17 protein-coding genes are annotated in these 13322 nt (G+C 70.6%); 11 read left to right on the top strand and 6 right to left on the bottom strand.

Features of this window, described 5'->3' with window-relative positions; genetic code table 11:
* The first annotated feature begins 41 nt into the window (after window positions 1–41).
* Window positions 42–1265 carry a pyridoxal phosphate-dependent aminotransferase gene (locus ABCU91_RS13615; protein WP_413354130.1) on the top strand — a complete coding sequence of 408 codons (1224 nt, stop codon included), beginning with the start codon at window positions 42–44 and terminating at the stop codon, window positions 1263–1265.
* Window positions 1266–1271: 6 nt separating this feature from the next.
* Here ABCU91_RS13615 and ABCU91_RS13610 read toward each other — a convergent pair whose 3' ends face one another.
* A complete protein-coding gene (locus tag ABCU91_RS13610; RefSeq protein ID WP_406923634.1) occupies window positions 1272–1709 on the bottom strand; it encodes an Rv3235 family protein in 438 nt (145 codons plus the stop codon).
* 142 nt (window positions 1710–1851) lie between these two features.
* On the opposite strand from ABCU91_RS13610, the gene ABCU91_RS13605 reads away from it, so the two are divergent.
* Window positions 1852–2445, top strand: a complete 594-nt coding sequence (locus tag ABCU91_RS13605; protein ID WP_413354129.1) for a hypothetical protein — start codon at window positions 1852–1854, stop codon at window positions 2443–2445.
* Between the two features lie 12 nt (window positions 2446–2457).
* On the opposite strand, the gene ABCU91_RS13600 is transcribed toward ABCU91_RS13605, so the two are convergent.
* Window positions 2458–2706, bottom strand: coding sequence for a helix-turn-helix domain-containing protein (locus tag ABCU91_RS13600; RefSeq protein ID WP_091355798.1), 249 nt, complete (start codon window positions 2704–2706; stop codon window positions 2458–2460).
* 121 nt (window positions 2707–2827) lie between these two features.
* On the opposite strand from ABCU91_RS13600, the gene ABCU91_RS13595 reads away from it, so the two are divergent.
* The 3 genes from ABCU91_RS13595 (at window position 2828) to ABCU91_RS13585 (ending at window position 6252) form a co-directional block, all read left to right on the top strand.
* On the top strand, window positions 2828–3457 hold the full coding sequence (locus ABCU91_RS13595; RefSeq protein ID WP_406923636.1) for an SAF domain-containing protein: 630 nt from the start codon (window positions 2828–2830) through the stop codon (window positions 3455–3457).
* Entirely contained in the window at window positions 3454–4689 is a 1236-nt protein-coding gene (locus ABCU91_RS13590) for an AAA family ATPase (RefSeq protein WP_413354128.1), read from the top strand. Before ABCU91_RS13595 ends, ABCU91_RS13590 begins: the two co-directional genes overlap by 4 nt.
* Window positions 4690–4758: 69 nt before the next feature.
* Window positions 4759–6252, top strand: a complete 1494-nt coding sequence (locus ABCU91_RS13585) for a sensor histidine kinase (protein WP_406923638.1) — start codon at window positions 4759–4761, stop codon at window positions 6250–6252.
* 18 nt (window positions 6253–6270) lie between these two features.
* Here ABCU91_RS13585 and ABCU91_RS13580 read toward each other — a convergent pair whose 3' ends face one another.
* The gene (locus ABCU91_RS13580; protein ID WP_018188706.1) at window positions 6271–6519 is read right to left on the bottom strand and encodes a WhiB family transcriptional regulator; all 249 of its coding nucleotides are present in this window, start codon (window positions 6517–6519) and stop codon (window positions 6271–6273) included.
* Window positions 6520–6726: 207 nt separating this feature from the next.
* Here ABCU91_RS13580 and ABCU91_RS13575 point away from each other — a divergent pair, with 207 nt between their 5' ends.
* Entirely contained in the window at window positions 6727–7143 is a 417-nt protein-coding gene (locus ABCU91_RS13575) for a histidine kinase (protein ID WP_413354127.1), read from the top strand.
* Here the strand turns inward: ABCU91_RS13575 and bcp are convergent, their stop codons facing one another.
* From bcp to aroA, 3 genes are read right to left on the bottom strand one after another with little or no spacing between them, the layout of a single operon-like run.
* A complete protein-coding gene (gene bcp / locus ABCU91_RS13570) occupies window positions 7144–7608 on the bottom strand; it encodes a thioredoxin-dependent thiol peroxidase (protein WP_413354126.1) in 465 nt (154 codons plus the stop codon).
* Between the two features lie 22 nt (window positions 7609–7630).
* Window positions 7631–8671 (bottom strand): ribosome small subunit-dependent GTPase A, encoded by a 1041-nt coding sequence (gene rsgA / locus ABCU91_RS13565; protein ID WP_406923641.1) that lies wholly within the window; start codon window positions 8669–8671, stop codon window positions 7631–7633.
* The gene (aroA, locus tag ABCU91_RS13560) at window positions 8668–9996 is read right to left on the bottom strand and encodes a 3-phosphoshikimate 1-carboxyvinyltransferase (RefSeq protein WP_413354125.1); all 1329 of its coding nucleotides are present in this window, start codon (window positions 9994–9996) and stop codon (window positions 8668–8670) included. Before aroA ends, rsgA begins: the two co-directional genes overlap by 4 nt.
* Before the next feature lie 116 nt (window positions 9997–10112).
* Here aroA and ABCU91_RS13555 point away from each other — a divergent pair, with 116 nt between their 5' ends.
* From ABCU91_RS13555 to ABCU91_RS13535, 5 genes are all read left to right on the top strand, one after another.
* Window positions 10113–10679 (top strand): hypothetical protein, encoded by a 567-nt coding sequence (locus ABCU91_RS13555; RefSeq protein WP_413354124.1) that lies wholly within the window; start codon window positions 10113–10115, stop codon window positions 10677–10679.
* Window positions 10680–10695: 16 nt separating this feature from the next.
* A complete protein-coding gene (locus ABCU91_RS13550; protein ID WP_413354123.1) occupies window positions 10696–11415 on the top strand; it encodes a response regulator in 720 nt (239 codons plus the stop codon).
* Window positions 11412–12296, top strand: coding sequence for a HAMP domain-containing sensor histidine kinase (locus ABCU91_RS13545; protein ID WP_406923645.1), 885 nt, complete (start codon window positions 11412–11414; stop codon window positions 12294–12296). The genes ABCU91_RS13550 and ABCU91_RS13545 overlap by 4 nt, the downstream gene beginning before the upstream one ends.
* Before the next feature lie 91 nt (window positions 12297–12387).
* Entirely contained in the window at window positions 12388–13041 is a 654-nt protein-coding gene (locus tag ABCU91_RS13540; RefSeq protein WP_269457011.1) for a sigma-70 family RNA polymerase sigma factor, read from the top strand.
* A complete protein-coding gene (locus tag ABCU91_RS13535) occupies window positions 13038–13283 on the top strand; it encodes a zf-HC2 domain-containing protein (protein ID WP_018188697.1) in 246 nt (81 codons plus the stop codon). Before ABCU91_RS13540 ends, ABCU91_RS13535 begins: the two co-directional genes overlap by 4 nt.
* Window positions 13284–13322: the final 39 nt, after the last annotated feature.

Here is a 13322-nt window from a genome sequence, read left to right as displayed (position 1 = left end):
GACCCGCCATTGGCCCCGTCGGCCTTCGCTATCCTGAACCGATGACCCCGCGCACCCTCGACCAGTCATCCAAGCTCAAGGACGTCCTCTACGAGATCCGCGGGGCCGCCCTGGTCGAGGCCGACAGGCTGCAGGACGAGGGCCACTCGATCCTCAAGCTCAACACGGGGAATCCCGCGGTGTTCGGGTTCGAGGCGCCGTTCCAGATCGTGCGCGACATGATCGAGGCCGTCCCGAATGCGCACGGCTACTCAGACTCGCGGGGCATCATGTCCGCGCGACGCGCGATCGTCTCGCGCTACGAGGAGGAGCCCGGCTTCCCCAAGTTCGATCCCGACGACGTCTACCTCGGCAACGGCGTGTCCGAGCTCATCACGATGACGATGCAGGCGCTGCTGGACGAGGGCGACGAGGTCCTGATCCCGGCGCCGGACTACCCGCTGTGGACGGCGATGACGAGCCTCGCGGGTGGCACGCCGGTGCACTATCTCGCCGACGGCGAGAACGGCTGGCAGCCGGACCTCGACGACATCCGGTCGAAGGTGAGCCCGCGCACGAAGGCCATCGTCGTCATCAACCCGAACAACCCGACGGGAGCGGTGTACACCCGCGAGGTGCTGCGGGGCATCGTCGAGATCGCTCGCGAGCACGATCTGCTCCTGCTCGCAGACGAGATCTACGACCGCATCCTGTTCGACGATGCGACGCACATCCCGCTCGCGAGCCTGGCGCCGGACCTCCTCTGCCTCACCTACAACGGACTGTCCAAGACGTACCGCGTCGCGGGCTACCGTTCCGGCTGGATGGTCATCACCGGCCCGAAGAAGCACGCGGCCGGTTTCCTCGAGGGCATCCAGCTCCTCGCCTCGACGCGGCTGTGTCCGAACGTCCCGGCGCAGTTCGCCGTGCAGGCCGCGCTCTCGGGGGTGCAATCGATCGACGCGCTGATCGCGCCGACGGGGCGGTTGCACGAGCAGCGGGATGCCGCCTGGGAGGGGCTCACGGCGATCCCGGGCATCGACTGCGTGAAGCCGCAGGGCGCGCTCTACGCCTTCCCTCGACTCGATCCGAACGTGTACGAGATCCACGACGATGCGAAGTTCGTGTACGACTTCCTCGTGGCGGAGCACGTGCTCTTGGTTCAGGGCACCGGCTTCAACTGGCCGACGCCGGATCACTTCCGCATCGTGACGCTCCCCGAAGCTCGTGTCCTCACCGAGGCCATCGAGCGGCTCGGGAACTTCCTCGCGTCGTATCGCCAGTGACGCGCGTCACAGGAGGGCGAGCGACGTGGCCCGCCAACGTCCGTCCCAGCCCTCCAGACGCATCGCGACCGCGCGCGTGCGGACCGGACCGCTGACGACCACGACGGCTTCGAGCGCGCCGTCCGAGGGCTCGCACGTCCGTTCGGCGAGGATGCGGTGGGCGGGTCGGACAGCGGCGACTCCGCGTGCGCTACGCGCGCGGGCGGAGAGGTTCGCCCGGGTGACGAGCGCGCGGTAGGCGTCCTCACCGAGCCAGCGCGCCAACTGGTCCACGTCGCGAACACCGGCGAGCACCTCGAGGACGCCGATGGTGAGGTTCTTCACCAGCGGAAGAGGGTCGGGCAGCTCGGTCGACGGCGTGCGTTGCGGCGCGAAGTACTCCGCGACGTCGAGGGAGCTTCCCGAACGCGGGATGCGGATGTCTTCGGTGACGGCGAGGGCCATGTCGGTTCCTCTCGGGCGACAGGTGTCTGCGGAGCGGGTGAACGGCACGAGTACAGCACAGCCCCGCGGGCGGCTGGATGAGAATACTCCAACCTGTGGACAAAGGCGGCGAGCTGTACGAGGGTCATCTACTGTCGCCTCCGTGCGCTGGGACCGATTCTTCGAAGACCTCGAAGACCAACTCGACTCCGAATGGGAGGCCGAGAGGGCCGCGCTCGACAGCGAAGCGGAGCGCCTGCGGCTGGCCCGGCTCTCCTTGTTCGAGCGTGTGAACGCGCTGACCGACGCCGCGGCGGGCGACGTGCTGGTCGACGTCGAGGGAAGCGCCTCGGTGACAGGGCGACCGATCGCGGCCGGCCCGGACTGGCTCGCGCTCGACGACCGCGCACCGCGAGGAGCGCTCATCGTCCCCTTCGCCGCCGTCATCTCGCTGGGTGCAGCCCACGCCGATGTCCTGCGGAGCGCCCGAGGAGGGACGCCCAGCCGTCTGCGCGAGCGGATGACTCTCGGATTCGTGCTCCGCGACCTCGCGCGGCGGCGTGTGCCGGTCACCCTTCTCACCACGGATGGTCGCGAGTACAGCGGGACCATCGACCGAGCGGCATCCGATCACCTCGATCTCGCGCTGCATGATCGTGGTGCACCCCGTCGCGCCGACCTCGTGGCAGGTCACCGGCTGGTTCCGTTCAGCGCGCTGGCAGGGGTCCGACTCGACGCGCCCGTCGCGCTCGCCTAGTCGCGCCCTCGGCTATTCGCCGCCGCGCCGGCCGCGACCCCACAGCTCGGGGAAGCTCGCCGCGTTCGATTCGCGCCACAGCGCGTGCAGGCGAGCGTCCTCGGCCTGGTCGTCGAGATAGTCCTCGACACTGGCCTCCTCGACCCGCCAGGAGGCGGGGGAGCCCACCCGTGCCCCGCGCAGCCGCCCGTCCAGAACGAGCGCGACGACCTCATCCACGTCGAGCTGCAGCATCTCCGCAACCTGAGCGGGCGTCAGCATACGCACGGGGATTCCATCGGGCATGAGGCCATTATGGGCCCGGCGGACGGTCGTCTCCCGAGCGACGGCGGCTTGTGGATAATCCCCGCTCCGTCCGATGCGGCTCGGTCACCATGGCGTCGTGACCACTCCCGACTCCGTGAGACCCGCCCCCCGCGCGTTCTGGGCCGATGCCCGTTTCCTGCTCGGCATCGCGCTCATCGTCGCCTCCGTCGCGGGTGTCTGGCTCGTCGTCGCATCGGCTCGTCAGACGGCGCCCGTGTTCGCCGCAGCGCGCACGATCGTCCCCGGGCAGACCGTGACGGCGCAGGACCTCCGGGTCGTCGACGTCGCACTCGGCGCGGCCGGCGAGACGTACGTGTCGCCGGCCTCCCTGGAGCCGGGTGCGATCGCCACGCGGACGATCCTCGAAGGGGAACTCGTGCCGCAGGGTGCGATGGGCGACGCGGATGCCGGGACCACGACGAGCGTCGTGATCCGTACCGCGGGCGATGTGTCCGCCGCCGTCGACGCCGGATCCGTCGTGGAGGTGTGGGCTGCGCCGACGGAAGCCGGCGGGGAGGTCGGGAAGCCCCGCATCCTCGTCCCGTCGGCGACGGTCGTGAGCGTCACGCGCGACGATGCCGTCGTGTCGGGCGAAGACGTGTCGCTCGAGGTCGTCATCCCGCGCGCCGATGTCGCGGCGACGCTGGCCGCGCTCTCCGATGAGTCGAGCCTGTCGGTCGTCCCCGTCGCGGGGGAGTCGCGATGAGAGTCGTCGTCGCTCTCGACGGCCGCGCCGGCGAGGACCTCGCTCGGCGACTGCGGGAAGAGGACGCCGATGTGCGCGCGGTGGTCGCGGCGCCCGCTCCCGCTGCGGCGGCGCTCGATGCGCTCTCCACTCCGGAGGCGGCGGAGCTGCTCGCCGAACTGTCCCGCGCCGACGTCCTCGTCGTCGAGGGGCGTCCTGCCGCGCTGACGGCGGAGCTCGTTGCGGCGTGCGATCGGATGTCGGTGCGGATCGTCCCGGTGTCTTCGCGCTCTGCGGACCTCCGCCTCGCCGCGTCGCTCGGGCTGACCGCTCACGATCCCGGGGCGCCGGCCGAAGAGCTGCTCGCCCCTCCTGTCTCGATCGCACCCGTCGCGCCCGCGCGCGGTCGCGTGATCACGGTCTGGGGTGCATCCGGCGCGCCGGGACGGACGACCCTGGCCATCGAGGTGGCGGCCGCGCTGTCCACCTCGACGCAGCGGGTCGCGCTCGTCGATGCGGATTCGCACGCGCCGTCGCTCGCTCTGGCCACGGGCCTGGCGGACGAGGGACCGGGGTTCGCTGCCGCGTGCCGGCAGGCCGACCGCGGTGCACTGACGGTCGCGGAGCTCAGTCGCATCTCCTCGACCCTCGGCGAGCTCGAGGTGCTGACGGGCCTCAACCGACCGGGTCGTTGGCCCGAGCTCTCGCACCGGCGCGTCGCGGCCGCTCTCGACGCGTGCCGGTCCTGGGTCGATGACACCGTCGTCGACACGGCCGCGCCGCTCGAACGCGACGAGGAGATCGTGAGCGACCTCGTCGACGGTCCGCGTCGCAACGCCGCCACCCTGGCGGCGCTCGAGTCGGCCGACGTCGTCCTCGCCGTCGTGGCGGCGGACCCGGTCGGCGTGTCGCGCTTCGTCCGCGCGTGGCCCGACCTCCGGGCCGCGGCGGGCGCGACGCCGGTCCGTGTCGTGGTGAACAAGATCCGGGCGGGCGCGCTCGGCGTCGACGCGCGCGGACAGGTGCGCCGCACGCTCGAGCGCTACACGGGCGTCACGGACGTCGCCTTCGTCCCGTGGGACGCCCGGGGGACGGACGCCGCCATGCTCGCGGCTCTAATCGCCCACGTCGCACCGCGCTCGGCGGTGCCGACCGCGGTGCGACGCCTCGTGGCCGAATCCCTCGCACCGCGAGAAGCGGGCGAGGCGCCCGCGACGCGTCACTCCCTGCGTCGCCTCGCGCGGAGCGCCTAGCTCGCCGACAGGCCCCGCCCACCGACTGCTCGCGGGGGAGTGGCATGACGGAGGATCTAGGGTGGAGGCGTGTCCACCCTCAGCGACCTCGTTTACGCCCAAGGCCGTTCCACCGCGGAGGACGTCGAGTGGCTCCACCGTCTCGCCGGTGACGGTCAGCTGCTCGCCGATCTCGCGTTCGCCGACATCGTCGTCTGGGTCCCGACGCCGGACGACTCGTTCATCGCGGTCGCGCACACGCGCCCGAGCGGTGCGGCGACGCTCTTCTACCGCGACATCGTGGGTGACGTCGTGCGTCCGCAGTGGCGCACGCAGGTCAAGGACGCCTTCACCCAGGTGCGGATGGTCGACTCGGCCTCGCCGGACTGGTTCGAGGAGACGCCGACGCGCGTGCGTGCCGTCCCCATCGTCCGCGAACGCGCGTCGGAGGGTCGCGAGACCCGCGTGATCGGCGTGCTCACCCGTCACACGAACCTCGGGGAGGCGCGGACGCCGTCGCGTCAGCAGATCACCTTCAACGACTGCGCCGATGACCTCTTCGGCATGATCGCCTCGGCCGACTTCCCCGACCTCACGGCGCCGACGTCGCCGCGCCGCGGTGCGCCGCGCGCGTCGGACGGTCTCATCCGCCTCGACGTCGACGGCATCACCACGTTCGCGAGTCCCAATGCGCTATCGGCCTTCAATCGGCTGGGATTCGACGACGAGCTCGAGGGCGAATCGCTCATGGAGGTCGCGACGACGATCATGCCGGCATCCCGGCAGTTCGACGAGTCCCTTCCGATCGTCATGGCGGGCCGCGCGCCGTGGCGTGCCGATGTGGAGGCTCGAGGTGTCACGGTGTCGCTGCGGACGATCCCGCTGCGCGAGAACGGCAATCGCATCGGAGCGATCGTCCTCTGCCGCGACGTCAGCGAGATCCGTCACCAGGAGCAGGAGCTCATCACGAAGGACGCGACGATCCGCGAGATCCACCATCGCGTCAAGAACAACCTGCAGACCGTTGCGTCCCTCTTGCGCATCCAGGCGCGCCGCACGCACTCGGACGAGGGGCGGGACGCCCTGACGCAGGCGATGCGCCGTGTCAGTGCCATCGCGGTCGTGCACGACACGCTGTCCGAAGGGCTCACGCAGAGCGTCGACTTCGACGACGTCTTCGAACGGGTGCTCAAGCTCGTCGCCGAGGTCGCGGCAGCCCCCAACACGCGTGCACGGACCGTCAAGACCGGGACGTTCGGGACGTTGCCGAGCGAGTACGCCACGCCGCTCGCCCTCGCGCTGACCGAGCTCGTGACGAATGCCGTCGAGCACGGTCTGGCAGACAAGGAGGGCGAGGTCGAGATCATCGCCGAGCGGGACGCGGACCAGCTGCTGGTGCGCGTGCGCGACACCGGAGTCGGCCTGCCCGAAGGTCAGGTCGGCCGCGGTCTCGGTACGCAGATCGTGCGCACGCTCATCCAGGGTGAGCTGAGCGGAACGATCGACTGGCACACGCTCATGGGCAGCGGCACCGAGGTGACGATCGAGATCCCGATGCGGTACATCGAGCGCGCGCGGGCCTGAGGCCCGCGCGCGGGCTCGTCAGGAGGCGCGGCGGGCGCGTGCGGCGCGGCGCTTGAGCGCGCGACGCTCATCCTCGGAGAGGCCGCCCCACACGCCCGAGTCCTGGCCGGTCTCGAGGGCGTACTGCAGGCAGAGTTCGGTGACGGTGCACCGGGCGCAGACGGACTTCGCCTTTTCGATCTGGTCGACGGCGGGCCCGGTGTTCCCCACGGGGAAGAACAGTTCGGGGTCGACGGTCAGGCAGGCGGCTTTGTCGCGCCAATCCATAGCGGTGCTCCTAAGGGGGATCGGAAGTCGGGATGCGACGCCGGGCGACGTCGACTAACCTGGGTGGTGTGCGAGCAGTTGCTCGCCCCACGCCGCTGTGGGAGCACACTTGCCCGTCAATATTCCCATGCCCGGGCATGTGAATCAAGGGTTAACGGAGTATTTCGGCGCCTCGCCGTGCGCCGGTGCCCAGGAGGAGCGATCATCGTGCGCACCAGCCGGGTCGAACGCATCGCAGCGGGATGGCTCGCCGTCGAAGCGACGGGCGTTCTCGTCCTCGCCGTGTGGGAGCTCGTCGCTCTCGTCCGCGGGGACAGCGAGAGCCTCGGCAGCTCCGTCGCGCTCCTGGCCCTGACCGTCCTCGCCGCTGCGGCGCTCGTCGCGTTCGCCGTCGCCGTCTGGCGCGGAGCGTCCGGCGGGCGGTCCGGCGGAGTCGTCGTTCAGGCCCTCGTCCTGTCGGTCGCGCTCGGCACCCTCACGGGGGAGGGCGCCGATCTTCGCCTCGCGGCGGTGATCGCGGTCCCGGCTCTGGTAGGACTCATTCTGCTCATCGCGGCGGCCCGCACCGCCGGTCAGCGTTCGAAGGACTCCACCGAGGAGCCGGGCGACGCCGCCGGCATCTGATCAGACGCCCAGCAGCGTCCGCACGCGGGCGACGTGCCCGGTCGCCTTGACGTTGTAGAGCGCGTGGAGGATCGCGCCATCCTCGTCGATCACGAACGTCGATCGGATGACGCCTTCGACGACCTTGCCGTAGTTCATCTTCTCGCCCCACGCGCCGTAGGCCTCGTGCGTCGAGTGGTCAGGGTCGCTCAGCAGGTCGTAGGGGAGGTTGTCCCGATCGCGGAAGGCGCGGAGCTTGGCCGGCTCGTCCCGCGAGATGCCCACGACCGTGTACCCGGCGGCCTGCAGCGGTGCCACGCTGTCGCGGAAGTCGCATGCCTCCGTCGTGCAGCCCGGCGTCATTGCGGCGGGGTAGAAGAACGCGACAAGACGCCTCCCGCGGAAGTCGGCGAGCGAGACGGGCCGGTCGTCCTGATCGACGAGCGAGAAATCGGGTGCGGGGGTTCCAGTGTCCAGGCGCGGCATCCGACCATCTTAGGACGCGTGGTCAGGCGGCGAAGGTGGCCAGCAGCCGCTGCAGGGAGTCCAGGCGCGCGGCTCCCCGCTCACCGAGGCGACCCTCCGCCACCGCCTCGGCGATGGCGCAGTCGGGGGCGTCGGGGAGGTGGGTGCACCCGCGGGGGCACTCCTCCGCGACGGCGGCCAGATCGGTGTAGGCCCGCAGGATGTTGGCGGGATCGACGTGCCCGAGGCCGAACGAGCGCACGCCCGGGGTGTCGATGACCCAGCCGCGGCCGTCCTCGCCGGCGTATCGCAGCGAGACGGCGGAGCTCGACGTGTGACGACCGCGTCCGGTGACCTCGTTCACGTGCCCGATCGCGCGGAGCGCGTCGGGGACCAGCGCGTTGACGAGCGTCGACTTGCCGACGCCGGAGTGTCCGACGAAGACCGTCGAATGGCCTGCGAGGCGCGCGCCGATGACGTCGACCGGCATGGCGTCGCGGCCGCTCGTGAAGACCTCGAGGTCATCGAGACCCTCGAAGTGGGCGAGGAATGCCGTCGGGTCCGCGAGGTCCGTCTTGGTGACGACGAGCATCGGATGCATCCCGGCATCCAGCGCAGCGATCAGGTAGCGATCGACGAGGCGCGGCCGCGGCTCCGGGTCGGCGGCGGCGACGACGATGAGGAGCTGATCGGCGTTGGCGACGATGATCCGCTCGATGTGGTCGGTGTCGTCGGCGCTGCGTCGCAGGAGCGAAGTGCGTTCCTCGATTCCGACGATCCGAGCCAGGGTGCCGTCATCCCCGGACGTGTCGCCCACGACGCGGGCGCGATCGCCGTTGACGATGGGTTGTTTGCGGAGCTCCCGCGCACGCGATGCGAGGATCTGCCGCTCGTTCGGACCATCCTCGTCGACGAGGACGGTGTACCGACCGCGATCGACGCCGAGCACGCGGGCGACCTGGGCGTCCGCGTGAGCCGGGCGTCGCTTGGTGCGCGGTCGGTTCGCCTTCGGGTTGGGACGGACGCGGATATCGGCCTCGTCGAACTCGAGGTCGTCGTCATCGTCGTCGCTGAGCCAGCTCACGCGAGCATGTCCGCCCACAACTGGGGGAACTCGGGCATCGTCTTCGCGGTCGTCCCGATGTCGTCCACCACGACGCCCGGTACCCGCAGTCCGATCACGGCACCCGCCGTGGCGATGCGGTGATCGTGATGAGCGCGCCAGACCCCGCCGTGCAGCGGGCGAGGACGGATGTGGATGCCGTCCTCCCGTTCCTCCGCGTCGCCGCCGAGGGCCCGGAGGTTGTCGACGAGAGCCGCGATGCGATCGGTCTCGTGGCCACGGATGTGCCCGATGCCGTGGAAGGTCGTCGGGGCGTCCGCGAATGCCGCGAGCGCGAACAGCGTGGGTGTCAGCTCGCTCGCCGCCGAGAGGTCGAGGTCGACGCCGGCGATCCGGTCACCGGCGGTGACGGTGAGCGCTCCGGCCCGACGCGACGCGTGCGCGCCCATGACCGGCAGGATGTCGGCGAGCAGGGCGCCCGGTTGGGTCGAGTGAGCGGGCCACCCCGGAACCGTCACCGAACCGTCGGTCAGGATCGCCGCGGCGAGGAAGGGGGCCGCGTTGGAGAGATCGGGTTCGATGGCCACGTCCTTGCCGCGCACCGGACCGGCCGGGACGACCCACTCGGTGGGAGTCGGGTGCTCGACGTGGACGCCGCGTCGAGCCAGGGCCTCGATGGTCATCTCGATGTGCGGCAGGCTCGGGAGGCGCTCGCCCTCGTGGATCAGTCGGAGCCCCACATCGAAGCGGGCGGCGGCCAGCAACAGCCCCGAGACGAACTGGCTCGACTGACTCGCGTCGATCGTCACCTCGCCCCCGCGGATGTGGCCGTGGCCGCGGACCTCGAAGGGGAGGGCCCAGCTTCCCGCGTCGTCGATGTCGGCACCGACCTCGCGCAGGGCCTGGATCATCGCGCCCATCGGACGGTGCATGGCCGTGGGGTGCGCCGTGACGTGCACATCGCCGACAGCGAGGCCGGCGATGGGGGAGACGAAGCGCATGACCGTGCCGGCCTGACCGCAGTCGATCGTCGTGCCCCCGGTGAACGAGGAGGGGGGCGTGACGTCCAGGTCGGGCCCGAACGGCGAGTCGCCCGGAACGGCGTCGATCCTGACCCCCAGCTCGCGGAGTGCATCGATCATGCGGGCGGAATCGTCGGAGTGGAGTGCACCGCTCAGCAGGCTCGGTCCGTCGGCGATGGCGGCGAGCACGAGCTCACGGTTGGTGAGCGACTTCGAGCCGGGCACCGCGACGCGGGCGTGCACCGGCTCGCCCGGCGTGGGCGCCGGCCACGACCCGCGGGGAATCTCTTCGGCGGGGGCGGGGGAGGAAGGGGCGTCGCTCATCGTCTCCACCCTACTGAACAGGGCGTCGCCGCCGATGAGCGAGTGTCGCGATGATGTTCCGGATCTGCGACATCGTGGCGACAGCGCGGCGACATCGACCCCCTAGCGTGAATCACATGGAACACACCTCCCGCGCCGGCATCCGATCCGTCGTCCTCGCCGCAGCCCTCGTCGCACCCCTTCTTCTCGCGGGGTGCTCCGTCGCCGTCACCGACCCCGCGTCGAGTGCCTCGCCCGCGGCCTCGGACCCGCGCGGGTCGATGCCCGACGCTCCGGACGCCGCGTCGGCGCCGGACGCCTCGGCCGCACCGGACGCGGAGTCGAGCGCCGAGGTGGACCCCGACGTCCGCGCGCAGCTGGACCGCACGCGCCTGCGCGAGCTGGTGACGCAGAACCTGACGTGCGTCGACGGCTCGGCGACCGTCGGCCGCGACCTCGACGGTATGTACGTCGAGCTGACCGGCGACTGCACCACCGTGACGATCCTCGCGAGTGCGGGCGGTGTGCTCCTCCCCGAGGTCGGGACGGTCACGATCAAGGGCGACGGCGCGACGGTCCTCATCACGTCGGCGACCCGGATCGCGTTCGACAAGAGCGCCGACATCAACGTCGTGGGCTGGGAGAGCGGCACCCCGGACATCGCGTACGCGGGCACGGCCAACATCACGACGCCCCTGTCCTGATCGCTACGATCCCGGTATGTCCTCCGACGCGACGCCGCGACTGCTCCTCGTCGACGACGAGCAGTCGATCACCGAGAGCCTCGCTCCCTTTCTCAGTCGCAGCGGATTCGACGTCGACGTGGCGGCGGACGGCGCCGCAGCGCTGCGGATCATCGAGTCCCGGCGTCCCGACATCGTCGTGAGCGACGTCGTCATGCCGGTCGTCGACGGACGCGAGCTGCTGCGGCGGCTGCGTCGGGCAGGGGACACGACGCCGGTCATCCTGCTCACCCACGTGGGCGAGTCGGGGGAGCGCTCGGCAGCCCTCGACGAAGGCGCCGACGACTATCTCAACAAGCCCTTCGACCCGCAGGAGCTCGTCTCCCGGAGTCGGGCGGTCCTCCGCCGCGTGGCGGCGGGGGCGGGTGGGCTCGTCTCATCCGAGCTGGTAGAGGCGGAGGGTCTTCGCCTCGATCGACCCGCGCGACGGGTCTGGCGGGACGGCATTGAGGTCTCGCTCACGCCGAAGGCGTTCCAGCTGCTGGAGTTCCTCATGACGCGGCCCGGGGAGGTCCACGCCCGGGAGCGTCTGCTCAGCGTCGTGTGGGGGTTCGACTTCGCCGCGCACACCCGCGCCGTCGACAATCGTGTCGCCGAACTGCGATCCGTCCTCCGGGACGACGCGTCTGCGCCGACGTACATCGAGACCGTCCCCGGGGTCGGCTACCGCTTCACCCGATCGGTGCGTCGCGCGTGAGCGGTCGTCGCGCGGTCTTCGCCGCGCTCCCGACGTTCGCCCTCCTCGTTCTGGCCGGGGCGGCCTTCGCCGTCGACCGGCGGACGGTCACCGTGTCGATGCCGCTCGGAACGTCGATCCTCCTCGCGGCCGCGCTGGTCGGCGTCGTCACGATCGTCGTCGCGACGTGGCGGACGCAGGTGCGCCGTGCGTCCTCCCGTGCAGAACAGGCTGCGCTCCAATCCGCCGCCGCCGAGCACCGCCGGTTCCTCGACCGACTGGACCACGAACTGAAGAACCCCATCACCGCGATCCGGGCCGCCGTCGCGGTCAGCGATGCCGCCACGCCGCAGCTGGCGGCCATCGACGCGCAGACCACCCGGATGGCGCGGCTGGTGGGGGATCTCCGGAAGCTCGGCGAACTGCAGACCGCACCCATGGAACGCATCCCGGTCGATCCCGGCGCCATCGTCACCGATGTCGCCGCGACGATCCGCGACACCCACGCCAGGGAGATCCGTGTCACGCTGCCGTCGGCGCCGTGGCCTCTGCCGGCCGTCGTGGGCGATCCCGATCTGCTCTTCACGGCCGTCCACAACGTGGTCTCGAACGCCGTGAAGTATTCGGACCCCGGCGACGCCGTGGAGATCCGCGGCATCGAGCGGTCCGGTCGCATCGTCCTCGAAGTCGCCGACACGGGTCGCGGCATCCCCGCCGCCGACGTGCCGTCGGTCCTCCAGGAGCTCGCGCGCGGATCGAACGCGCGGGACCGACCGGGCAGCGGCCTGGGGCTGGCCCTCGTCCGCACCATCGTGGACCGCCATGACGGGACCGTCTCGGTCGATTCGCACGAAGGACGCGGCACGCGGGTGAGCATCGAACTCCCGGTCGGAACCGCCTGATCCGCGCTCGGCGATGACGCGGGGAATAGGCCCAGCCCCGCGCTCGTTGGATGCACATGTCGACGACGTGCACAGACGGCAGAGGAGCGGGATGATCGCCACACTGGACGCGCCCGAACTCGCCGAATGGGCAGACGTAGACTGGCCTGCGATGAACGATCAGGCGGTCGAAGACCCGCGTACCCAGTTCGAGGAGCAGGCGCTCCCCTTCATGGACCAGCTCTACGCGGCGGCGATGCGGATGACCCGCAACCCCGCCGATGCATCTGACCTGGTCCAGGAGACCTTCGTCAAGGCGTTCGCCGCCTGGGCGTCCTTCACCCAGGGCACCAACCTCAAGGCGTGGCTGTACCGGATCCTCACGAACACGTACATCAACACGTACCGCAAGAAGCAGCGCGAGCCGTACCAGGGCACCATCGACGAGCTCGAGGACTGGCAGCTGGGCGGCGCGGAATCGACGACGGCCTCCTCGGCCCGCTCGGCCGAAGCCGAGGCGATCGATCACATGCCGGCATCCGTCGTCAAAGACGCGCTGCAATCCCTTCCCGAAGACTTCCGACTGGCCGTTTACCTGGCGGACGTCGAAGGGTTCGCGTATCAGGAGATCGCGGACATCATGAAAACCCCCATCGGCACGGTCATGAGCCGTCTGCACCGTGGCAGACGTCAGCTCCGCGACCTGCTGTCCGACTATGCGAAGGAGCGTGGCATCGAGGTGCCCGCCACAAGGAGTGCGAAATGACCGACTGCGGTTGCGACAAGGCCCAGAAGGATCTCGAGGAGTACCTGCGCAACGAGGTCTGCAACACCCGCCACGCCGACATCACCGAGCACCTCGAGAACTGCGCGGCGTGCCGTGATGAAGCCCTCGTGGCGACGACGTTGACCGCGGTGGTGGCACGCGCCTGCAAGGAGGCCGCGCCCGAGGACCTCCGCGACCAGGTGCTCGCGCGCCTGCGGGCAGAACAGGCAACTCACCACTGACGCGCAGCTCGCGCAGCGGATACGGAAGAAGGCCCCGCC

Origin of the sequence: Microbacterium phoenicis, assembly GCF_047302325.1 — a bacterium.
Taxonomy (GTDB): domain Bacteria; phylum Actinomycetota; class Actinomycetes; order Actinomycetales; family Microbacteriaceae; genus Microbacterium.
This window is presented reverse-complemented; position numbering and strand designations above follow the sequence as displayed.

Bases quoted from the DNA above. Each gene is read 5' to 3' on its own strand.
- ABCU91_RS13555 (WP_413354124.1), top strand. From the start codon at position 10,113: ATGGAACACACCTCCCGCGCCGGCATCCGATCCGTCGTCCTCGCCGCA.
- ABCU91_RS13535 (WP_018188697.1), top strand. From the start codon at position 13,038: ATGACCGACTGCGGTTGCGACAAGGCCCAGAAGGATCTCGAGGAGTAC.
- ABCU91_RS13580 (WP_018188706.1), bottom strand. From the start codon at position 6,519: ATGGATTGGCGCGACAAAGCCGCCTGCCTGACCGTCGACCCCGAACTG.
- ABCU91_RS13610 (WP_406923634.1), bottom strand. From the start codon at position 1,709: ATGGCCCTCGCCGTCACCGAAGACATCCGCATCCCGCGTTCGGGAAGC.
- ABCU91_RS13600 (WP_091355798.1), bottom strand. From the start codon at position 2,706: ATGCTGACGCCCGCTCAGGTTGCGGAGATGCTGCAGCTCGACGTGGAT.
- ABCU91_RS13540 (WP_269457011.1), top strand. From the start codon at position 12,388: ATGATCGCCACACTGGACGCGCCCGAACTCGCCGAATGGGCAGACGTA.
- bcp (WP_413354126.1), bottom strand. From the start codon at position 7,608: ATGCCGCGCCTGGACACTGGAACCCCCGCACCCGATTTCTCGCTCGTC.
- ABCU91_RS13550 (WP_413354123.1), top strand. From the start codon at position 10,696: ATGTCCTCCGACGCGACGCCGCGACTGCTCCTCGTCGACGACGAGCAG.
- ABCU91_RS13615 (WP_413354130.1), top strand. From the start codon at position 42: ATGACCCCGCGCACCCTCGACCAGTCATCCAAGCTCAAGGACGTCCTC.
- aroA (WP_413354125.1), bottom strand. From the start codon at position 9,996: ATGAGCGACGCCCCTTCCTCCCCCGCCCCCGCCGAAGAGATTCCCCGC.
- ABCU91_RS13590 (WP_413354128.1), top strand. From the start codon at position 3,454: ATGAGAGTCGTCGTCGCTCTCGACGGCCGCGCCGGCGAGGACCTCGCT.